12 protein-coding genes are annotated in these 22,537 nt (G+C 41.9%); 1 reads left to right on the forward strand and 11 read right to left on the reverse strand.

Features of this window, described 5'->3' with window-relative positions:
• Positions 1-19: 19 nt before the first annotated feature.
• From ACRHOZ_RS16510 to ACRHOZ_RS16545, 8 genes are all read right to left on the reverse strand, one after another.
• On the reverse strand, positions 20-2,404 hold the full coding sequence (locus ACRHOZ_RS16510) for an efflux RND transporter permease subunit (RefSeq protein WP_431127822.1): 2,385 nt from the start codon (positions 2,402-2,404) through the stop codon (positions 20-22).
• A 196-nt stretch (positions 2,405-2,600) separates the two neighbouring features.
• Positions 2,601-3,200, reverse strand: a complete 600-nt coding sequence (locus ACRHOZ_RS16515; RefSeq protein ID WP_431127825.1) for a TetR/AcrR family transcriptional regulator — start codon at positions 3,198-3,200, stop codon at positions 2,601-2,603.
• Positions 3,201-3,263: 63 nt separating this feature from the next.
• A complete protein-coding gene (locus tag ACRHOZ_RS16520) occupies positions 3,264-4,316 on the reverse strand; it encodes an alpha/beta hydrolase (RefSeq protein ID WP_431127828.1) in 1,053 nt (350 codons plus the stop codon).
• A gap of 57 nt (positions 4,317-4,373) precedes the next feature.
• The gene (locus tag ACRHOZ_RS16525) at positions 4,374-7,679 is read right to left on the reverse strand and encodes a VCBS repeat-containing protein (RefSeq protein WP_431127831.1); all 3,306 of its coding nucleotides are present in this window, start codon (positions 7,677-7,679) and stop codon (positions 4,374-4,376) included.
• Between the two features lie 104 nt (positions 7,680-7,783).
• Positions 7,784-9,523: a RagB/SusD family nutrient uptake outer membrane protein gene (locus tag ACRHOZ_RS16530; RefSeq protein ID WP_431127834.1), complete on the reverse strand. Its 1,740-nt coding sequence runs from the start codon at positions 9,521-9,523 to the stop codon at positions 7,784-7,786.
• A 4-nt stretch (positions 9,524-9,527) separates the two neighbouring features.
• Positions 9,528-12,929, reverse strand: coding sequence for a TonB-dependent receptor (locus tag ACRHOZ_RS16535; RefSeq protein WP_431127836.1), 3,402 nt, complete (start codon positions 12,927-12,929; stop codon positions 9,528-9,530).
• A gap of 194 nt (positions 12,930-13,123) precedes the next feature.
• Complete coding sequence (locus ACRHOZ_RS16540) at positions 13,124-14,188, reverse strand: FecR family protein (RefSeq protein WP_431127839.1); 1,065 nt, start codon at positions 14,186-14,188, stop codon at positions 13,124-13,126.
• A gap of 200 nt (positions 14,189-14,388) precedes the next feature.
• Positions 14,389-14,979, reverse strand: coding sequence for an RNA polymerase sigma factor (locus ACRHOZ_RS16545; protein ID WP_431127842.1), 591 nt, complete (start codon positions 14,977-14,979; stop codon positions 14,389-14,391).
• A gap of 724 nt (positions 14,980-15,703) precedes the next feature.
• Here ACRHOZ_RS16545 and ACRHOZ_RS16550 point away from each other — a divergent pair.
• A complete protein-coding gene (locus ACRHOZ_RS16550) occupies positions 15,704-16,957 on the forward strand; it encodes an NRAMP family divalent metal transporter (RefSeq protein ID WP_431127844.1) in 1,254 nt (417 codons plus the stop codon).
• On the opposite strand, the gene ACRHOZ_RS16555 is transcribed toward ACRHOZ_RS16550, so the two are convergent.
• The 3 genes from ACRHOZ_RS16555 to ACRHOZ_RS16565 form a co-directional block, all read right to left on the reverse strand.
• Entirely contained in the window at positions 16,958-18,904 is a 1,947-nt protein-coding gene (locus ACRHOZ_RS16555) for an OmpA family protein (RefSeq protein WP_431127847.1), read from the reverse strand.
• Between the two features lie 2 nt (positions 18,905-18,906).
• Positions 18,907-19,896: a PorP/SprF family type IX secretion system membrane protein gene (locus ACRHOZ_RS16560; RefSeq protein ID WP_431127850.1), complete on the reverse strand. Its 990-nt coding sequence runs from the start codon at positions 19,894-19,896 to the stop codon at positions 18,907-18,909.
• 7 nt (positions 19,897-19,903) lie between these two features.
• A partial coding sequence (locus ACRHOZ_RS16565; RefSeq protein ID WP_431127853.1) for a gliding motility-associated C-terminal domain-containing protein occupies positions 19,904-22,537 on the reverse strand: 2,634 nt, incomplete at its 5' end.

Genomic DNA, 22,537 nt, shown 5'->3' on the forward strand with positions numbered 1-22,537 from the left:
CGAATTGTGTGTTTTTAAATTATTTATCGAGTTGCATTTGCATTTTAGGTTCGGTCACCGTTTTCTCTTCTTTTTTGCTGACCAAAATCAGTAAGGACGGGAGGAGAATAAAGTCGATAACCAGAGCTGCAATAATGATGATTACGGTTATTCTTGCCATATAACTGTTCAAGGCGAAGGTGGAAGTGGACAAAACCACAAATCCAGCGAGCAGCACTATAGTAGTGGTCACCAAAGCCTTACCAACCGTTTCAAAGGCATATATAATGGCATCCTTGGCGTTATAGCCCAGCTCTCTTCGGGCACGAAGGAACTTGCTCATAAAGTGTACGGTGTCGTCCACTATGATTCCCAACGTCATTCCAAACACGATAACCATCCCCGTGTTAATTGTTCCTTTGAGTAAAAACCAAAGTCCAAAACCAACTAAAACAGGGGTCACATTGGGGATAATACTCAAGAACCCAAGCTTGACATTTCGCAGGGCAATCATCAACACCAACGAAATCAATATCAAGGCGATGATATTTCCCTTGAACATGCTCTCTGCTTGGCGAAAACCAAGTTTGGAGAACATCAAGGTAGGACTTACACCTAATGAGTGCATTGCGTCCGGAGCATTGTCCTCCAGCCATTTTTCCGATCGTTCCGCAAATGCAATCATCTCGGCGCTGGAGTTGTTTTCCAAGGTAACCGTCACCCTAGATTCCGATTTATCCACATTGATTTGGTTGTTCAGGTCCAAGCCAAAAGGAAGGGAAAGTTCATACAACAAAAGATATTGCGCTGCTTCCTCCCTATTCTCGGGCACCTTATAAAAACTTTGGTCATCGCCGTGCATGGAACGATTCACCCGTCGGGCTACCTCACTAAAGGCATTCACGTGTACTACCTCGGGTTGTTCTTCCAACCAGTCCTCAAAATCGTTCAGTTTTTGTAGGTATTCAGGATTGTTGATTCCTCCACTTTCCCCACTTCCCACGGAGAATTCCACATTGTAAAACCCTGTCAGATTCTCATTGATAAAATCACTGTCCTGTCTAAACTGAACCGTGGTATCAAAATACTCCACAAACTCATCGTTAAAGACATTTTTACTGGCCAAATAGGCAAGCATCCCAATAATTGCCAAGGATATGATGGTCAATCTTACCGGTTGTTTAATCACAAACTGACCCAATCGAGCATACATGCCTGTGTGCAGTTCTTTATCCTGTTTCTTGGCTGCCTTTTTGGATTTCCAAATTGGGAAAATGGCCATTAGCGCAGGAAGGGTGGTGGTTGAAAACAAGAAAGCCATTGCCATTCCGAAGGCCACAATATTGCCTAAATCCCAAAACGGTGGCACATCGCCATAATTTAGGGTAAGGAATCCGATTACTGTGGTTAAACTGGTAATGAAAACCGGCATAAAATTGAGACGCATTGACTCAACCAAAGCCGCTTTTTTGTCCAATCCATCCTTGCGTACCTTTTGCAGATAGGTTACCAGAATGTGTATACTGTCCGCAACGGCCAAGGTCAATATCATGGTTGGGAACACTGCTGACGGGGGCGTTAATTTGATTCCATTCAAGCCGATAAAGCCCACCGCACTCATGATTGAAAACAAAACCACTACGAGGGTGGCCAGGGTAGCAAAAAAGTTGCGGGTCAGGATCAAGGTTACGATGACCACGATCAACAACATGACCATGGTGAGCATCAGGTCCTTTTGGGATGATTCGAAAAAGGCGGTATTCAATGGTACCAGACCAGTGGTATACACATCAAAATTGGGATGATCCTCCTGAAATTTTGACATCATCTCGCGGGTGGCGATGGTCACTTCCGGGATCTCTGCTGCGCTATTTTCCCCTGGAAGGCGTACCGTGATATTAATTGCGGTCACACTTCCTTCCTCATTGATGATTCTATGGACGAGTAGCGGTTCCTTCAAGGCTTTTTCCCTGATTTCAGCGATTTCTGCATCCGTTTTGTTTGCAGAATCATAGGACAAGTCGTCCACATAAAGGTCATCGCCTTGAGCACTGGTGTGCTGAAAATTGGTCACGGCATCCACTCGTGAGGAGTAAGGCGTGTTCCAAGCTTCGGCGGTAAGTTCTTCGATGGCAACCAGGTTTTCCCTAGTAAAAATGTTACCGTCCTTCGGGGCAAGCACAACAATAATGTTGTCGTCCTTGGTGTATTTTTCCTGAAGGGCATCAAAGGCTTCCAGCTCTGGGTTGGATTCGCTAAAAAATACGTGATAGTCCCCATCGAACTCCATCTTGCCTTGGGAGGCAAGACCCATGGCGAGTAAAATAGTCAAAATGAGAACAGGCCATTTGAACTTGATTACAAAATTGGCCCAATTCTTCGCAAATGCATTGGCTGCATTTTTGGTTTTCTGAATTGCATTCATTGATTAGGATTGATTAAGGTTTATTATGATGTTTATTTTTTGACGTTCTGACTTATACGCTTTGGACATTTATTTATATTTATTTTGGTAATAACTGTCCGGTCAACTTTATCTTTTAATGTGACTATTTATAGATGAAAAACTATGATGCCAAATTAATAATTGACCAGTCATCTATAAAAAAGCCAAAAAAAATTTAACCAAACATGAACTTCCGCAGCATCGCCATATAATTATCCACCGGATAGGCACTTTTCATTTCTTTCATGGTGGTCATTGCTCCCTTTCCTGCGTCTTCAAAAAAGGCAACAATATCCATAGCATTTATTGCACTATTTATTTCCCCCTTTTGCTGCGCCTCCAGGACAACGGCCGCTATTTCATTTCTTATGGTTTCCTCCTTGGCCGCAATAGCTGATCTAATCTTCTCACTATGTTCGGCCATTTCATTGCCCAGATTACAAGCTAAGCAGCCCATTTTGCACTCCAATTCATTTTTGATCACAGAACATCGGAATTCATAAAAGTCCAACAGTCGTTGCTTGGGCGATTTGGATAGATCATCCAAAATCTCCTTGGCTGGTGTATAATTCAAATTGAAATAGGTGGTAATAGCTTTAACCGCAAAGTCCTCCTTGCTATCAAAATAAAAGTAAAAGGAACCTTTTGGTACTCCTGCTGCCTGTACTATATCGTTAACACTTGTGGCATTGTAGCCTTTGGACCAAAGGACCTCCATCCCTTTTTCCAAAAACTCATTGCATTTTAATTCGCCCTTAAGTGTTTTTGTCTCCATTGCGAGCACAAATATATGACCAGTCGTCTAGTAACCAAAAGATCTTTAAAAATTTTAACAATTCTATGGTGCCACTTCCTCTGAGAATATTTCAGTAATTGTGTCCAAAACCTTGACCTTTTCAAGCCCCAACACCTCCTCTAAGAAATTTTCGGTTTCTTGTTGCACCGATTCCAAATCCTTGGAAGTAATGTGACTGGTCATTACATGATCACCCACCTTGTCAAAAGCAACTTTTCGTTTTTGCTCTGCGGCCGTTCCCAGTTGGTCAAACATGCTTTGCATCGCAGGGACAGAAACCACGTTGTCCTGGATGGAATCGTTTTTATAGAAATAACCCAAAAATACAGGCTGGCCAACCTTGGCGAAAGTTTCAGGAATCATGGTATGGTCTACTAAGGATTGCAGATGGGTCAGCGCTTCCAATCTGTATTTGGTGGTCCAATATTTCATCTTGTCCTCTTTGGCCTCAAATTCATGATAATCGCTCTTTTTGACCGCCTTGGCCAACTGTAATCCCCAAGGCCCGGAAAGTAGTTTGGCATTGGGGTCATAAATCTCAACATTAGGGGAATATAAGAGCATTGCTGCTACATCTGGATCTCCACCCGCCAAATGTAATGCGAGCGTTCCCCCAGTAGAAGTAGCCATAATGATCACCTTGTCTCCCAACTGTTTTGCCACGGCAATGGCCTTTTTTGCCGACTCCAATACTTGATTGGCTGTAAGATCCAGCATGGCCTCTTCTTCTTGCAATCCGTGTCCTGCCAATCTGGGCAGGTACAAATTGCAGCCATAGGCCTTGGCTGTGTTTATGTGGATGGGATTCCCCTCTTCCCTACTCGCGGACCATCCATGAAGATACACAATGCTATACGGTGTTTTGCTGGGTATGCTATCAATCCACACGATACGGGCATCGTTATCCGGTTTTATATTGGGAATTGCTTTTTCTGCTTGTTTGATTTCCCGATCCAATGCCAATAAATTGGCATTTACTTCGGGCAATGTAGTGTCCAAATCCGGCTTTTCCACTTTTGGCCCCAGAAAGAAAGTCACAAGCAGCACAGCCAATACTACGAGCAGGCCTTTGAGGATTCTAAAAAATTGTTTCATTCAGCTATTGAAATGATTTCGGATTAGTCCCACAATCAACCCTCGGAAAATGTTCATCTAGGGTATGGACTGCAGCAATTGAATATAATCGGAATTTTTTACCACTACAATATATTCTTTTTCATCCATTTGGAGGGATTGCATGTCCTTAACATCCCCGGGCACATAAAAACCGCTGGTATGGCCTTCTATCGGAATGAATCCACCGGCACCATCGCCTTTTAAGAGGAGCCCGTTTCCAGCGTCATTTCTTGGGGTCTCTACCTCTGAGCTGTGCAGATTTCCGGCAATAAGCACATCCAAATGACCGTCATGGGTATAATCTTTTACCAGAATTTGGTTGATGGAGGACAACTGCGCCAGTTTGGGCAGCTCATGCCTTATAAATTTACCGTCCTTATTTTCCAAGTAGATACTTGCAAAGGATTTTACCTGATAGTGCAAGGATTCTTCCAGGCTTCTTTCCGTATACACATCCGTAAGGGTAGCTTGTGAAAAGGACTCATAATCCTTGAACTTATCCTTAATCCCTGGCATTTGCTGGGAGGAACATTCCCGACCTCTTAAAGGAAATTTTTCACCCTCATTGAAATAACTCAGCACAATATCATTGGTATTGTTGTTGTCAAAATCATTGAGGTAAATATCAAAGGTCTCGTCCTTGCTCGCTTTGTACTTATAATTCAATCCCAAATTCCCTACGATGTAGTCCTTGTCTCCATCCTGGTCAAAATCCCCTTCCTCTATACTGAACCACCAGCTTCGTGAATCCTCTAGTCCATATGCTTGGGAAACGTCTGAAAAATAGCCTTGATCGTTTTTAAGCAGGGTAATGGGCATCCACTCGCCCACAACAATCAAATCTGTCCACCCATCGCCATCAAAATCGGACCAGACTGCATCGGTAACCATTCCCAATTTTTCCAACATGGGAGCTACTTTTGGGGTCACATCCACAAATTTGGGTGTTCCTTTTTCGCTTACATTTTCCAGAATATAGCTGTTGGCCGGTAAAGGGTAGCTTGCTGGCACTAATCGGCCACCGACAAATAAATCCAAATCCCCATCCTTATCATAATCAAGACTATGCACCCGCGATCCGCTACTGCTCATTTGAGGTAATGCTGAAACTGATTTTTCAAAGTTTCCATTACCATCGTTTACATACAGCCTATCTTGAAGTAAATGGGAATCCGATGAAAATTCATTGCCTCCGCTTACCATATAAATGTCATTATCGCCATCACTGTCCGCATCAAAGATGTGAATCCCCATATCCTCATGAGCGCTATCCTCATTCAAAATATCCATCTCCTTTTTCTGGAATCCTTCTGAATTTTGGTAAAAAACGGCCGCTGGGCTTTGTGCCGCACCTCCAACAACAAAGTCGTCCAACTGATCACCATTAAGGTCGCCCACAGCTACATTGGGACCCAACATGGACATTTGGTGGGGCAATAAAATTTCCTTGTCAAAATCATTGTAGGGATTTTCCAGATGACGGTGATCTACGGCCATCGATGGATCCACCTGCTGAAACAGCTGAGCGGAATTGGACGGCTTTTGGCCTTCCCCCATGGCAACCGCCATACCGTAATCCATAATTAACGAAGAATTGACTTCGGGTCCCCTCACCAGCTGCACCTTATTATCTGGCCAAACAATCTTAATGGAATCTATTTTTTGTGTATTTCCAAGACCAAAGTGCAGCTGTGGGGCCACTGAGGATTGAAATCCCCTGGTCAGTGTCATTTCCTGGTATTGATGGCTACCATTGGCATATAAGGTAGCCTTTGTTCCTATCCCAAAGGGATTTTTGTCCGTGCCCTTAAATTTTAGGGTCAGATGGTTGCTGTTTTCTGAACTTTTGTTTTCAAAGACCGTGGCCACATCATCAATGTTGTTGGTGACAATTTCAAGATCTCCATCATTGTCCAAATCCACATAAACCGAGCCATTGGCAAAACCTAAATGTTCAATGCCCCATTCCTTGTTTTTCCGTTCAAAGGTCAAATCCCCTTTATTTTTAAAGACGAAGTTGTCTATTTTCTCAGATGGAATTGCAAGACTCTTGATCAGTGTACTGTCTTCGCTTACCCCTGTTTGCTCTATCTTTTTGAAAAAATCCCTGTTGTTTATTTCCCGTCTAGTTCCGTTGGAAATGAAGATGTCCTTCCATCCGTCATTGTCTAAATCAGCAAATAGTGGCCCCCAACTCCAGTCGGTTGAGGAAATCCCTGCCAAGCGGGACACATTGCTAAAATCAGGTAAGGAATCCAGAAGATTTCCATTGTTCATTTGAAGGCTATTCTGCATGTACTGATAGTGAAAACCGGCATTTACAGTGCTCCAAAACAAATCTGGATTCATGCTGGCCATGTTGGCCTTCGCCCTGCGGTTTATATTGGCCGTCATGTCCACCTGCAGTACGTCTAACAGTAAATCGTTGTTGAAATCGGCAATATCCACTCCCATTCCATAAAATGAGGTGTTCTTGGTCACCGCTCTTACCTGCTCCGAAAAGGTTCCATTTTTATTATTGATGAAAAGGTAATCCGGACTGCTAAAATCGTTGGACACATAAAGGTCTGGCCACCCATCTTGATTGAGGTCTCCTACGGTTGCACTTAAGGAAAGACCAAAGGTCTTTAAACCGGCTTCCTCAGTTACATCAATGAATATTCCATCCTCATTTTTGAATAATCTATCGGTTTCCAAAGGTTTTGGAAACTTTTGTTTGAATGCATAGTAAAAATTAGGGGCATTAAATCGTGTGGGGGGGTAATTGGCGACATACAAGTCCAAATCCCCGTCTAAATCATAATCAAAAAAAGTGCTTTGAACACTATTGCTGGGATCATCTATCCCAAATTCTTTGGCCTTTTCTGTAAATGTGTTATCACCATTGTTAATAAACAATTGATTTTCCTTGGGTCCAAATTTTCCACCGACCGAGCAGTAAATATCCAGAAAACCATCGTTGTTCACATCGGACATGGTGGTACCGGTATACCATCTATCATCACCTGAAACTCCAGCCGATTCCGAAATATCTTCAAATTTCAGATTCCCTTTGTTCAGGTATAATTTATTGGGAACCATATTCCCGGTGAAATATAGATCCACTAGGCCATCATTGTTGATGTCTCCTGCGGAAATTCCTCCTCCCATGTAGATATAGGCGTAGGTAAAGTAATTGAGGGAATCATTTTCAATTAAATTATTGGCAAAATCAATCCCTGATTCTTGGGAACCAATTTTTGAAAATAATCGAGGCTTTTGATCCTTGTTTTGTCTATTGCATGACAAAAACAATAAAATTGTCACGCCTACAATGAAAACTACCTTGCCTTTATACTTCATTGGAGATATATAATAAATTCGAAAACAGGGCTTTTACACCCTGTTTTCTTAGTCAACTTAAACTTAATTTAATTAACCATGTAAACTAACCAAACTACTAATTCTTAATATCCAGGGTTTTGTGTTAAACTTCCACCACTGAGGTCTATTGCCCCAATTGGAATTGGGAATAGATCATGCTTACTGTCATAAGGGTTGATCAAAGCCCCAAATCCAGGAATAGTACGTGCCTCATTGGTATAATATTCCGTTAGGATAGACTGGGAAGCACCCCATCTTCTAAGGTCAAACAAACGGTGACCTTCCATGCCCAATTCCAAACGACGCTCAAAACGAACTGCGTCTCTTGCAAAATTGGCATCAGCAAAAGATGCATATGGCTCAACCACATAATTGGCAGCATCGCCTGAACCATCTGTTGCTTGCATATAATTGGAATTTTTTGCCCTGTTCCTAACTAGATTCACATAGTTGAGAGCAGTGGGCAAGTCGCCTGTTTCTACTGCAGCTTCCGCAGCCATCAACAGCACGTCAGCATAACGCATCACATTATAGTTAACCCCTGAAAGTTGTTGTCCCCAAGCACCTGTTGCCTGCTGTGTTCCAGCATCATCTGCCCAGTAAACGTTCTTTTTGGGCAAATATGGGCCTGAAATATCGCCATTGGCAAATTTGGCCCTAATCCAGGCCTCGCCTATATGCTCACCATAACCGTTATAATCAATTCCTCTTCTTCCTACCGTATAATCGGCTCTTGGGTCCAGATTACCCGCAAATGGAGTAAAATCAGTCGGTTGTGGAGGGTCTGTATCTGGAACGAAAGAAAGAATGTCCCAATCGCTTGTTACATCGGTCTGGTTATACGTGTCAAGCAACGGAAGACCGCTGGCATCTGTTTGAAATGCATTCAATAAATCCTGTGTTGGTTGATAAAATCCGCAACAAGACCCAAAAGGACCTGGATTGGGGAAATTAAGTGCACCAACTACATTACCATTGTATGACTGACCGCTATCCGTGGTAAACTGAATTTGAAATATAGACTCGGAACCATTCTCTCCAGCCAGTCTAAAGTTTTCCACAAAATCTGCCAGAAGGGCATATGGGCCATTATTGATTACATCATTTAGCAACGTTAAGGCAGCAGCCCAATCAGATTGATGCAAATGCGTTTTTCCCAAAAATGCCTTAGCCGTCCAGGAAGTGGGTCTACCAACATTCCCGCTATCGCGAGTGTCAGGTAGATTGTCTATAGCAAATTGAAAATCAGCTTCAATTTGGTCCCATACTGGGCCCGGATTGGGTTGATTGAATTCAGATGCAGCATAATTCTCTTCTGAAATGAAGGGTACATTTCCATACATTACTTGAAGTTGAAAATATGCCAATCCTCTTAAGAACCTGGCTTGCGCGACTTGGTCTATAAAATCCCCAGGATTTTCCAAGGAACTTGATAGCGCCATCACGGCATTAGATCGATTTACCAAAGTAAACAGTTCGCCCCAACGTGCGTAAAAATACCCATTGGCTGATGACCAGTTCATAATTTCGATTTCTTTCAAATCTGCCTGGTCATCATTGGTACTCCCTTTATGTGCGTCATCAGACAATACATCCATCCACCAATTGTCCGCAGCTCTACCCCAGCCATTTCCATAGCTGGTTGAGCTTACAGCATTCAGTGAGGAATAAGCTCCTGTTAACAATAATGCAAGTCCATCTTCATTGGCCAAAGCTTCGTCAGATAATGCTCCAACCGCTGGAGTCTCTGTAAAATCATCGCTACATCCAATTACCAGGACTAGTAAAACCAGAAATAAATTGATAAAATTTTTCTTTTTCATTTTTTTAGAGTTTTAAGTTAATCCCTAAGGTGTAGATCTTAGGTTGAGGGTAAACCCTTCTATCTATACCTAAATTTAAATTTTGACCGACTCCATCAGCATCAATTGGAATCACTTCTGGGTCAAATCCTTCATAGTCAGTTATCGTGAAGATATTGGTTCCTTGAAGGTAAAGTCGTAAAGAGCTCAAACCAATCTTGTTGGTAATATCACTTGGTAGGGTATAGCCAATTTGCATGTTCTTTAACCTTAAGTAGGATCCATCCTCAACAAAGTATGTGTTGGCGGAGGCTTCTTCCAAAGGATAGGAAGCGGTCAAGGCCGGAACACTGGTATTGGTATTGGACGGCGTCCAAGCATTGAGTACCCTTGTACTTCTGTTACTATTAAAGAATAGTCCAAAGTCTGTAAATACCTTGCTATAGTTGTAGACATCGTTACCCTGAGAACCTGTGAAGAACAACTGCATATCGAATCCTTTGTAGGAAAGATTAGCATTGATACCATAGGTGAAATCTGGATGCGGAGAACCTATCTTAGTTCTGTCATCACCATCCACAAGGGACTCTCCATCCCCATCGATATCTTCATACATGAATCTACCGTTACTATCCAGACCAGTGATTCTTCTTCCATAGAAGAAAGAAAGCTCATCTCCTACCTCAGTACGGGTAACCGATCCATTTCTCAAATCACCCCTTCCAGGTACTGGTGCGTCATTGATCAACCTTGTCACCTCGTTCTTGTAATGCGACAAGTTCAACGCAATATCATAGGAGAAGCCACCAGCTGTTGTATTCCCATAACCAATAGAAAGGTCGAAACCTTTGTTTTCAACATCTCCCAAGTTTACCAAAGGTGCTTCTGCATCAATCGCTGTTGAGCTGATCAAACTAAAGTCCCTAGTGATTAAGTTTTCGGTTTTGATGTTAAAATATTCGGCAGAAATATTCAATCTGCTGTCAAACAATGATAGCTCAACCCCAAAGTTTGTGGTCTGCGAAGTTTCCCACTTCAAATCGGCATTACCCACTTGGGTCAATAAGGCTCCTGTGGTTATGCTTGATCCGTCAAAGGAATAGTTGGCAAATTGCTCACTCAAACTGGAAATATTAATGGTTGGGTTGTTGGCAGGTAAAGTTTGATTACCCAATTCTCCCCAAGAAGCTTTCAGTTTTAAGCGATTTACAATACCATCCGTAGGAAAAAAGTCCTCATCACTGATAAGCCATCCAGCACTTACTGCGGGGAATACCCCAGTTTGGTTATCTCCCAAAAATCTGGATGATTGATCCCTACGTATAGTACCTGTCAGGAAGTAACGACTTAGATAGGAATAATTTACGGAGCCAAATATGGAGTAAAGCGTATTTTGCCGATCAAAAGTAACATCTACGTTATCCACGGTAGTTGGAACATTGGGCGCACCCGATCCATTGCTTAACAAATAAAAATTGGGATCCTCAAATAGGAATCCAGTACGTGATACTTCCTTACTTTTTTGCCCCTCTTCCAAGGCTTCGATACCAGCAATGGCATTGATGGTGTGATCACCGAATGTTTTGTTGAAATTCAGGATGTTTGTCCAACTCCAGTTATAACGGGTTTGATCTCTTTCCGTCAAAGTATTGGTGGATATCGGCTCACCATTTTCAGGATCCAAGGACGTAAATCGTCTTGAATCGAAAATTTCGAAACCACCAGCTAGTGTAGACTTAAAGGAAAGACCATCGATAATCTGATAATCTAGATAAATGTCACCAATACCGGTGTAGCGCTTATCATAATCATTTCTTGTTCTGTACAATTGAGCAACTGGATTTCTTGGATTTCCAATTCCTGGAGGAGCTGATCCTGCAAAGAAACCATCATCATCTCGTACAGGTACCAATGGAGAAATACGATAAGCCATTTCTATGGCCTCCGAATTACCAGGTGAATTGTTGGAGAAGGAAAAGTTCACATGCTCCCCAATACGTAATTTTTCACCTATCTTGAATTCAGAGTTTAGCTTTGTTCCTCCACGCTTAAATCCTGTATGGTTTACAACACCTTCTCTGCTCAGATAAGAAGCCGACATAAAGTATTTACCATGCTCATTACCATTTGCAATAGAAATGGAAGCATTTGAAATAGGAGCTGTTTGGGTAATTTCATCCACCCAGTCGGTACCTCCTGGTTGTACAGTTGCATTCACTTGCCCAGCAGGGAAGAAAACAATGGGGTCATAAGACTGTACTCTAGTATATCCCACTATGGAAGAAGGAATAACAGGAGTAGCACCATCACCATACTGCGGATGGCTAGGAGCGATACCGTCGTTGATTCTACTCTGCCAGATCATATCAGCATGCTGCTGCACATTTAATAAGTCAATAGGGTTGCTAACCTTGGAAAAGCCCGTATAAAGATCAACGGAAACCTCGGCCTTTTCCATATTGTAACCACCACCTTTGGTAGTAATGATAACAACACCATTGGAGGCTCTTGCTCCATAAATAGATGCTGCACCATCCTTTAAGACGTTCATCTGCTCAATATCTGTTGGGTTGATATTGTTCAACACGTTTGGATCATCTGTTTGTACACCATCAATAATGTAAAGTGGATTTGTATTGTTGGTTGTACCAAAACCACGTACATTGATTTTTGGAGCAGTTCCTGGATCACCACTAGTGATTACCTGAACCCCAGTTACTCGTCCTTGAAGTACTTCCGCGGCATTTACCACTGGAGTTTTCACTGCCTCGTCAATATCAACAGAAGCAACCGAACCGGTAACATCACCTCGGGTTTGGGAAGCATATCCCAAAACAACCACTTCCGATAATTTGCTGGAATCCTCTTCCATACTTACATTGACGGTGGTTTGACCGTTCACTGGAACTTCCCGTGTAGCAAATCCGATGTAGCTAAATACCAAAGTGGCATCTGGCGCGGCAGAAATGGTATAGTTCCCATCAAAATCGGTTTGGGTACCGTTGGTAGTTCCCTTAACCACGATATTCGCTCCCGGCAGAGGTTGTCCATCCGCGTCGGTCACTGTACCACTGATGTCCGATTGTACGAACTTGGAATCATCATTCAATATTTTTTCGGGTTCTGGCAATTTTTTGATGATAACCACTTGACGATCGTCAATTTTATAACTTAAATCGGTGTTTCTAAAAGCCTTTCTAAGGATATCACCAAGCTTTGCATTCTTTAAGTTTAGGGACACCTTTTTGTTCTTGTCCAAGACATCATCTTTGTAAAAGAATACATACTCTGTCTTAGCTTGAATTTCTTTGAATAAATCTTCAAGCACAACATCGTTTACATCAATGTCTAATTTGGTCTGTGCATAGGAAGAATTGGCATATGCAGTACTGAGGCCAATTCCAATTAATAAAAGAAGAACTCTCATAATAGTCCAGAAATAAGACCTCAAAGGTATTATTGCACCTAAAGGACTGAGGTTAACAATTTTATTCATAATTTAGTTTTTTTTGTTAGTTGATGTTGCTGAACTTAAGTTTTCAGCAATGTTTGCTTTAAGCCAGAGGATGTTGGCGCATCTTCTGGTTTTTTTGTGGTCTTTTTTACGTCATATAGTGCACTTTAGTTGATTATTATTTGATTTTCATTTTGAGTGGTATATTCAAAATCGGTTGTTTCTTTTATTATTTTCACCACATTCTCCACATCTTCCTTTAAATCCAAATAACCGGAGAATGTTTGGTTTTCCAGCTCCACATTGTTTATCACAATATCCACATTGTAGTATCTGGAAAGTCTTTTCATGATATGTTTTAGGTCATCGCTCTTGAAGATAAATACACCCCTACGCCATGAAAAGTAATTTTCCACATCCACCTTTCTGGCTGAAATCCTTTTGGCATTTTTGGTATACACCGCCTGGGTGCCAGGTGCAATTTTCAAGGCTTGTTTTTGTCCAAAGAAGGAATCCTCTCCATAATGGATCTCAACACTTCCACTTTTTAGGGTTGTGCTAATGTTACCATCGTCCAGGTAGTTACTCACATTAAAGATGGTCCCCAATACTTCTATTTCATGGTTCTCCGCCTTTACAATAAAAGGTTGTTTTTCATTATGGGCCACCTCAAAAATACCTTCTCCTTCAAGGTAAACCTCTCTATTCTTGCCTTTGAAAATAACCGGGTATACCAGTTTAGAGCCTGAATTCAACCAAACCTTGCTCCCATCGGACAACTCTATTTGAGAGCGTCTACCGTAAGGAACCAGAAGGGTGTTGTAAACAATTTCATTATTTTTCTCCGTAACCTGGTCAACCTCTTTTAAGGAGCCTATCTGCACCTTGCTCCCAGTATTGGAATATTTGATGTTGGTGTTGTCCTGATCTACATTGATGTTTGTCTCGTTATCCAAGATCAACGTAACCTCCGTTGAGCTTCCTGCATCCACTTTGGAACTGGTGGTCTTTACGTAGGACTCAATGGAAGTGGGATTATATACGGAATTGTACAAATAAAAACCGGCGGATGCAATCAAAAGGACTGAAGCCGCAGTTCCAAATCCATACCTAACCCGTCTCTTAAAACGCTGGTACCTAAAAATGGAATGGGTGATTCTTTTCTTTAGGTGGTCCTTCTCCTCTTGATTAATTTGAGCAGAATGATTTTCTGTAGTTTCTTCTTTTCTCATTTTGTTCTCTGACACCTTTGAAATCTACATCCAAGCCAAATTCCAAAGGCTGTCCTTATTAATAAAAGCATTCAATACTTACTTTATAGACAATTTTTTTAGATTTTTTTTAAGAAATCTTTAATTCCAGTGCTTCAAAATTGAGATTTTGAATAAAATAGGGTTGTCAAATTCTAGTTACCCTACTAACTATCAAGACTTTATAAAAAGTAACTCACCAAAATCACTATGGGAAGAACAATGTTTTTTCTTAGTGATTTAATTGCCCTATAAATGATGGTTCTGGAAGTTTCCACAGAAGTATTCATTATTTCCGCGATTTCCTCATAGGATCTTTTCTCATAAAACCGCAAGGATAATCCTTTTTGCTGCCTTTTGGTAAGGAATTCTGTTGCTTTCAGCAAGCTGTGACTTCTCAACCATTCATTTTCCATCTCTATTAATTCCTCTTCTGGAGATGGTATATGGTTTCGTTGATTATTTGGAAGTGGAGTTTCGTTGGTATAATACGTAAGCTTGCTTTTGTGCCCACGGATTATTTTTCTTTTGAGGGACGTCAGTAGGTAATACTTAACATTGGTTGTTACCGCCAATCGGGATTGATACTTGTATAAATCCAAAAAGAGGTCGTGGATACAATCCATCACGTGGTTTCTATCCTCCGAAAACTGAATGCCATATGAAAATAGATCGTCAATGTAAATGTCGTATACTTCGCCCAGGGCCAGGACATTTCCTTTCCTTATCTCATTCCATAAAGCTATTTCGTTATTATTTTGGTTTTCCAACATAATCCGATCAACCTACTTGAATTGCACCCCTCTAAATGGGACACAACCAATACTGTATTAAATTGATACTATTCTTAGTACGGAGCCATAAAAGAACAGCTCCCCAAATTTCACCAAACATCGGTAAGGATAGGCTCGGTAAACACCTCTAATCCTGTTATTTGGTTAATGGAAGAAATTACATTCTTCCAAGCAGACCTTGATTAAGGGAAAAGAAGTCAATAGAAGTTTCCAGTCATAGTTTGAGTTAGTTTGAGTTAGATAGATTCATTGAGTCCCTGTATTTAAAGGTTTAATACCACAATAAATACATTGTTTTGAGTTAATTATTGATAAATATATAAAAATTGGCGAGATATTTTCTCACAAAAAAAACCAAAGCCCTATCTCTTTAGGAATTCCATACTCCTCAAGAATTTTTTAATCAAAACACTTAGAACAGACCTAAAAGACACATTTTCCAGCAGTTTACTCAAACTGAACCAATTAAGCCTTTTAAGGATTTATCCATCCTTAAGCCAGGGGTGTTTTCTAACAAAAAAAGAAATATTAAAAGGTTTCCTAAATATTGATATCGTCCTACAAAGCACTTTAAGCTTCCTAAAACCTATTAATTTATCTCAGATTCCTTAAATCATTTTCAATTTCCACAGGTTAATTAAGGCAGCTATTTTCCTTGTCTCAACAAAAAAGCTATTTTCGTTGCCAACACGTATTGATATTCATGTCAAAAATTAGGGTGCTTCTCAAAAATCTGGGGCCTGGATTGCTTTTTGCCAGTATGGCTATTGGTACCTCCCATTTGGTGTTGTCCACAAAGGCCGGTGCGCAGTATGGTTGGATCATGATCATACCCATTGTATTGGCCAATGTGCTTAAGTACCCCTTTTTTGAATTTGGCATTCGGTATACTTCCGTAACCGATCAAAGTCTTATCCAGGGCTATTTAAACATGGGCCGAAAGTACCTGTGGATTTACGCCTTGGTGACCGTAGTCTCCACATTTACCATTCTAGCTGCACTCTATGTGGTTACGGCAGGCCTGTTAATGAATTTGTTTGGCATTACTGAAGTTGGAGAGGGCTTTGTGGCACTCTGTCTCTTCATTTTTATTGGTTCGTTATTGATTATAGGAAAGTATCGGTTTCTTGAAAACTCCCTCAAAGCAGTGATTTCCATTTTATTTGTAGCCCTTTTAATCACCACAGTGATGGTTATCCATAAAGGCACTGTTCCAGGTTCGGAAACCTACCAAAGACCTGAAATATTCAATGAGGTTGGAGTCTTGTTCCTGATAAGTCTTGTGGGTTGGATGCCAACTGCAGTGGAGGCATCGGGATGGGTGAGCTTGTGGAGTATGGAGAACCAAAAGGGCATGAAGGAAAAGCCCACCTTAAAAGAGGCACTACAAGAGTTTAATGTGGGTTATATAATGACAGCAATCCTAGCAGTTTTCTTCTTGATCATCGGTTGGATGACCTTATATGGAACTGGAACCGAACTGAGTGGAAAAGCTGCGGTATTCGCCGATCAAGTTGTTAACTTGTTTACCACCCATATTGGAAATTGGGCCTACTTTCTCATCGCTGTTGCCGCTTTCGCTACTATGTTTAGTACCTGCATGACGGCCCACGATGCCGTTTCACGTGTCAGTTTGGACGTTTTACAAAAGCTATTTCCTAAAAGGCCGGTATTTCGCCACAAAAACTCCTTTGCCATCACCGTAATCCTTATGGCGGTAATCAATTGGATCGTTATTGCCGGTTTTGGAGCCAATATGGGCGACTTGGTAGCTTTGGCCACTTTCGTTTCCTTTGTAATGGCTCCATTAATTGGCTGGATGAACCTTAAAACGGTAATGGGAAAAGATGTTCCAGTTGCGCAAAGACCAAAAAGGGGGCTACGGTTCCTTACGTATCTGGGAATGATTTTTCTATTGGTATTTGCCCTGTACTATTGTTGGATGCTGATCCGCTGATCAATTGAACAACAAATTATCATTCAACACCACAATGAGCGACCGCTGGTTTCGTTTGTGCAGGACTTCCAAACAGTATACCCCGTTGGTACAGTTATTCAGAATATTATTTTCCCCATGTCCAATGGAGTATAAAACGTTGGTTTCCGGTACTCCATTTTGAATAAGATAGCTTTTAATGGCATCAGACCTCCCTTGCGTCAATCTAAAATTGGTACTGCTTCCCCCTCTACTATCCGTATAGGTTTCAATTCTTAGTTGGACAAACGGAAAATCCTTTACAAAGGCTACCACCTTGTCCAATTCGGTTTTGATTTCTGGCGTAAGTTGGGTTCTTCCCCGCCCAAAGTAGAAATCCTTCAGTTTTACAACAGTCTGCCCTTCCCTTTCCTCCACAAGATCATCATATGCTGCCAAGTGAACATCATGGCTATTGCCTTCTATAGCCTCCAATTCTTCCTCATTAAACTGTTGCGTAGTCTCAGAAAAACGATCCTTTACCGCTTTCAAAACCAGCTCCTTTGTCCAAGGAATTTCTAATCGATAGCTTCCATCCTCATCCGAATAGGTCTCTGCTAAGAGATTTCCAACCGTATCCACCAATTGAACCGCCGCCTTGCCCACCACTTCTGTTGGCTCGTTCGATTTTACAACCTTCCCCTTTACAATCAAGGTTCTAAGTCCTGGTTTTTCATCTACCTTAAACCCATAAAGGTCATCATTTCCTTTACCGCCAGGTCTGTTGGAAGAGAAATATCCCAAAAGGCCATCGCCATCGTTACGCATGATGAATCCAAAATCGTCTTTGGAAGAATTGATTCCCTTACCCAAATTGATGGGGATGCTAAAACCGCTGCCCTCCATATTGGATTTATAGATGTCCATTCCCCCTAAACCATAAAAAACATCAGAAGAAAAATAGAAACTGTTTTCAAAAATAAAAGGGGCTATTTCATTCCCTGGGGAATTTATTCTTGGACCAAGATTTATTGGAGCCGACATGATTTGCCCCCTATTGGTATGCACATAATAGATGTCCGTACCGCCATAACCGTCCTCAAAGTTTGCCGAAAAATAAAGTTTGTCATCTTTATCATCATAGAAGGGGTAATAAAAAGAGGTGCTTAAATCTTTTAATAAGAGGTAAAAAGGTCCTTCCTTGGACTGCATACCAATCGCCAATGCATTTTTCCCGTTCTCATCAAAACTTAATTCGCCATTTTGGGTGTTGGAGAGGACGTAAAACACACTTTCCAATTTTTCTGTATAGAAGGGCGTGGCCTTGTGATATTTTGAAGTGGGTATTCCTGTAAATGCAGTGGCTGTGGAAAACTGTCCGTTCGGTTGCAATGTTCCCTCATAAATATTCAAATACCCTTCCCCGGTGGGAACATATCTCCGCTTTTTGTCTTGGGACCTTGCACTTGAGAAAAGCAATTTATCACCATAAAATGTAGGCGAAAAATCAGATTGCGGACTGTTCCCTTCCAAATTAAATATTCGGAAATCCATAGTTTCCGAGAGGTCGGAGCCGCCCAACAGCTGAGAATTGAATTCCAAGTTTTGTAAAAACTCTTTTTCAAAATTTGTTGATTTTGTAGCCAAAAAAGCTTCGGTGCGTTCTTTGTTGGAAGTTCTGGCAAAACTTTGCAACATCTTATTAAAGTGATGGTTGCCCAACAACGTATCTTGCTTGTATAACTTCATATAGGCTTCGGAAGCCTTTTCAAAATTGTTGGTTTTATAGTAGGAATCCGCCAGGTTGAGATATTGTTCCAGGGATAAGGCTCCCTCAGCCAAATCCGCTTCGTAGGCGGTCACCGCTTTTTGGTATTCGTATTGAAAAAAGTAATCATCGCCCTTGGACTTTTTGGACTGGCCGCTACCTACAACCATACCCAACAAAAAGGTAAATAAAACGGGGAATATTTTTTTGATTTTAGACATAGCTAGAAAAATCTGGGAGAATCTATTTGTTTAGGTTTACCTTTTAATTTTCTGTCCTTGTTCTTTGTTCGTGGGCCTCTATTGTTTCCTTCACGACCAATATAAAACTTCAAAATAGCTTCATGCGACCCTCCTGTAAAATCTCCAAGACCATTGGTATTGTAATCATAGGAGTACCCAATAAAAAGCGAATTGGAAACCTGAAACCCGGCCAAACCACTTATTGCATTATCAAATCTATACGATGCGCCAACGGTCAGTGCATCGATGAACTGAAAGTTAGCGGATAAATTAACCGTAACGGGTGCTCCTTGAAGGTAATTTAATAAAAATGCCGGTTTAAACTTGGTTCTATCGGCAATCTGAAATACATACCCTCCAATAAAATGGTACTGCCAACTACCCTCTACCACAGTGGCAACCTCCTCATTATAAAGCCCTTCTGTTAAGAAATTGGGCACCGAAAGCCCCAGATACCAGTCTTCTTCATACATAAACAATCCAGCTCCCACGGTTGGATAAAAATTGCTGTAATTCTCCCCAAGAATGGTGGGATCGGAAGGATCAACAAAACTTCCCTCGGAATAATCCAAGCTCAAAAATGACCCCCCAGCAACCATTCCAAATGATAGTTTGGTGATATCCGAAAGGCTAATCTCATAACTATACGAAACATTGGCATAGGTCTGTTTGGACGGTCCCAACTCATCAAGTACCACATTAAGCCCCAATCCAGAGCGTTCATTGGCCAATGGAACATTGGCCCCAAACCTCATGGTGGTTGGTGCCCCTGGAATATCTACCCATTGGGCACGGTATAGGCCAGAAATCTCAGGAGTCTCAACGGAACCTACGTATCCAGGGTTGAAACTTCCAATATTATACATGTACTGGGTGTATTGCGGCTCCTTTTGTGCGTAACCCATGCCCACTACAACCATGAATGTTAGCGCGAAAAACCTATATGTCTTTGAACCAAATGTTTTGGGCATATTCAGCTTATCTTATTATTTGAATCCAACCTTTAACAATTTCTGTGCCATCTCCCTGAAGGTCCAGGACATAAAAATAGGTGCCATCGGGAACATCCCCACTACCTCTCGTACCATCCCATGAACTATCGTATCCGGTCATTTCAAAAACACTATTGCCATAGCGATCAAAAATTTGGAGATTGTTTTGAGGAAAATCCTGATGGTTGACTAGGACCAAAGTATTATTTATTCCATCACCATTGGGTGAAAATATGTTGCACAAGGTTCCCGGGGTTTCACATGGGCTTCGGTTAACCTGAACCGAAACGGATGCTGTGTTGTTGGATGCCACCCCATCCGTTGGAAAGGAACTTGTTATAGTTGCTGTATTTTGAAGGGTTCCTGCAACCAAAACCGTTACCGTGATTTCCAGGGTGATGACTTCCTCTGGACCCATTTCATCAATGGACCATACTCCTGTGATTTGATCATACGCTCCACTGGAGGCTGAATGGGAAACATACTGAAAGCCAGCGTCGGTAGAAATCAAATCATTGACCACAATATCCAAAACCCTATCCATGGTTGTATTCTCCAAGGTAAGTGTAAATGTTATGTTCGTTTGCAACAGTGGTGTAGCATTGTCTGCCTCTTTGCTTATCGCCAAATCAATATCTGCTGGATTACAATCAGGAGTAAGGAATGGATCACAGCTATCCAATGGATCCGATGCGTTTTCTGGAATTGCCGTTGTATTGGGGTCATCCACCACCAAAACTTCTTCCCCATCCGTTAATCCATCCCCATCGGTATCTGCGTTGTTGGGGTCCGTACCCAAACTGGCTTCCTCCCCATCTGTTAGTCCGTCACCATCCGAATCAATAATACAGTCACTTACCGCGATGGTTACCTGCACAGAAGTATTTACACAAGGGGCAACAGCACCTGTTGTAGTAAACTCAAATACGTAATCCCCTGCAGCTAGGCCTTCAAAGTCCACATTGTTTTCGGAATCAATAACAAGTGTCCCTCCAGAGGGATCGGTAACAATAGACCATGTTCCCTCTCCTTCGCCCGTCAAGGTATCATCCAAGTCGATAATTGTAGGTCCTCCATTTCCAGCAGTATTACAAGCAATGGTATTGGTAGGAGTCCCGGTGGCAGGGTTCGGGTTGATTGTGGCCACTACCTCCGTTCTCACGGAATTACAACCGTTGGCTGAAGCTTCCACAAAAAAGGAAGTGGTTTCCGTAATGGTAGGAGTTTCAAAAGTGTCACCATTACCTAGGAAAGTTCCTCCTGTTGCGCTATCATACCAATTTAACAGAGCATCATCTGTAGTTGAAGCTGTAAGGGTCAAAGTACCCTCCCCGCATCTTGAAGCTCCCGATGAACTTAAAACAACAGGGGTGTTGTTCAATACCAAGGTCACCGTTAAGGTTGGACTGGCACATCCATTTACTTCATCGTAAAAGAAACCAAAATAGGATCCAGGAGCAATAACAATGCTACTTCTGTGTGCGATGGTTTCCAAAGGATCAGGATTGGTACTCCAAGTGAGCACGCTTCCAGCAGGAGCTGTGTCAGTTACGTAATCATTTAAATCCGCAGAAACCACATCGCAGAAATCGGTGGGTTGCGATGTATCCAATACGGGCGCAGTATCTCCGGCATCACAAGGAGTGGAGCAATCAATAACGGTAACTGTCAAGGTTGAAACTTGGTTGACACATGGTGCAACCGCACCTGTTGTTGTATAACTAAACTCGTAATCTCCTTCAGGCTGACCATTAAAGTTTACTATGTTACTTGCGTTGATGGTTATTGAAGCACCTCCTGGAGCACTGGACAATGACCACGTTCCTGCATCCGCTCCAGTTAATTGATCGTCCAAATCCACAATACTATTGCCGTCTGCAGAATTGCTACAGGCTGAAATGTTGGTTGTTGTGCCCGCTGATGGGGTACTGTTTGAAACCAGGGTAACCGTTAAGGTAGGGCTGGCACAATCGTTAAGGGCATCATAGAAAAATCCAAAGTAAGTGTCCGCCGTACTAACTGTACTAGTAGGAAGATAGTCAGCAGTTACTGATGTATCCGAATTGGTACTCCATCTAAGATCCGATCCAGCCGGTGGAATGCTGATGACGTAGTCATCCAAATCCTGCACAAAAGCGTCACAAAAGGTAGTAATTACGGAAGGGTCAAGTACAGGAGCCGTTGTTCCTGCTGCACAGCTATCATCGTTGTTTATCGTGACAACACCAGTATCCGTTATATCCACTGGTAAGGTGGTACTTGTCAAGTTTTGCATGGAAATTGTAACGGTTTCATTTGGCTCGATGATAACATCAGCAATTGGGCTTAAGCTAAAAAATTCCTGTTCCCCTGCTGTTCCATCAAAATCCAAGGTTTGGAGAAGGCCGTTATAATCATTGTCTGCTGTAGTAGCAGTCCCATCATCGGAAAAAACCTGAACGGAAAAACCACCTGTTACTTGCAAATCCAAAGTGGCAGAAAGCTGAATAGCTCCATCATCCTCATTTCCAGACGCATTGGCGATGGTTACCGTAGCTGTGTCATCGCTCTCTATCGTAACGTCGGCACTGCTGGGGGTCCCGACAGTATAGCCCGTGCCCGCGTCAAGGGTCACCGTCAC

It is taken from the genome of Flagellimonas flava (assembly GCF_050617915.1).
GTDB classification, from domain to species: Bacteria; Bacteroidota; Bacteroidia; order Flavobacteriales; family Flavobacteriaceae; genus Flagellimonas; species Flagellimonas flava_A.

Bases quoted from the DNA above. Each gene is read 5' to 3' on its own strand.
- ACRHOZ_RS16510 (WP_431127822.1), bottom strand. From the start codon at position 2,404: ATGAATGCAATTCAGAAAACCAAAAATGCAGCCAATGCATTTGCGAAG.
- ACRHOZ_RS16515 (WP_431127825.1), bottom strand. From the start codon at position 3,200: ATGGAGACAAAAACACTTAAGGGCGAATTAAAATGCAATGAGTTTTTG.
- ACRHOZ_RS16520 (WP_431127828.1), bottom strand. From the start codon at position 4,316: ATGAAACAATTTTTTAGAATCCTCAAAGGCCTGCTCGTAGTATTGGCT.
- ACRHOZ_RS16525 (WP_431127831.1), bottom strand. From the start codon at position 7,679: ATGAAGTATAAAGGCAAGGTAGTTTTCATTGTAGGCGTGACAATTTTA.
- ACRHOZ_RS16530 (WP_431127834.1), bottom strand. From the start codon at position 9,523: ATGAAAAAGAAAAATTTTATCAATTTATTTCTGGTTTTACTAGTCCTG.
- ACRHOZ_RS16535 (WP_431127836.1), bottom strand. From the start codon at position 12,929: ATGAGAGTTCTTCTTTTATTAATTGGAATTGGCCTCAGTACTGCATAT.
- ACRHOZ_RS16540 (WP_431127839.1), bottom strand. From the start codon at position 14,188: ATGAGAAAAGAAGAAACTACAGAAAATCATTCTGCTCAAATTAATCAA.
- ACRHOZ_RS16545 (WP_431127842.1), bottom strand. From the start codon at position 14,979: ATGTTGGAAAACCAAAATAATAACGAAATAGCTTTATGGAATGAGATA.
- ACRHOZ_RS16550 (WP_431127844.1), top strand. From the start codon at position 15,704: ATGTCAAAAATTAGGGTGCTTCTCAAAAATCTGGGGCCTGGATTGCTT.
- ACRHOZ_RS16555 (WP_431127847.1), bottom strand. From the start codon at position 18,904: ATGTCTAAAATCAAAAAAATATTCCCCGTTTTATTTACCTTTTTGTTG.
- ACRHOZ_RS16560 (WP_431127850.1), bottom strand. From the start codon at position 19,896: ATGCCCAAAACATTTGGTTCAAAGACATATAGGTTTTTCGCGCTAACA.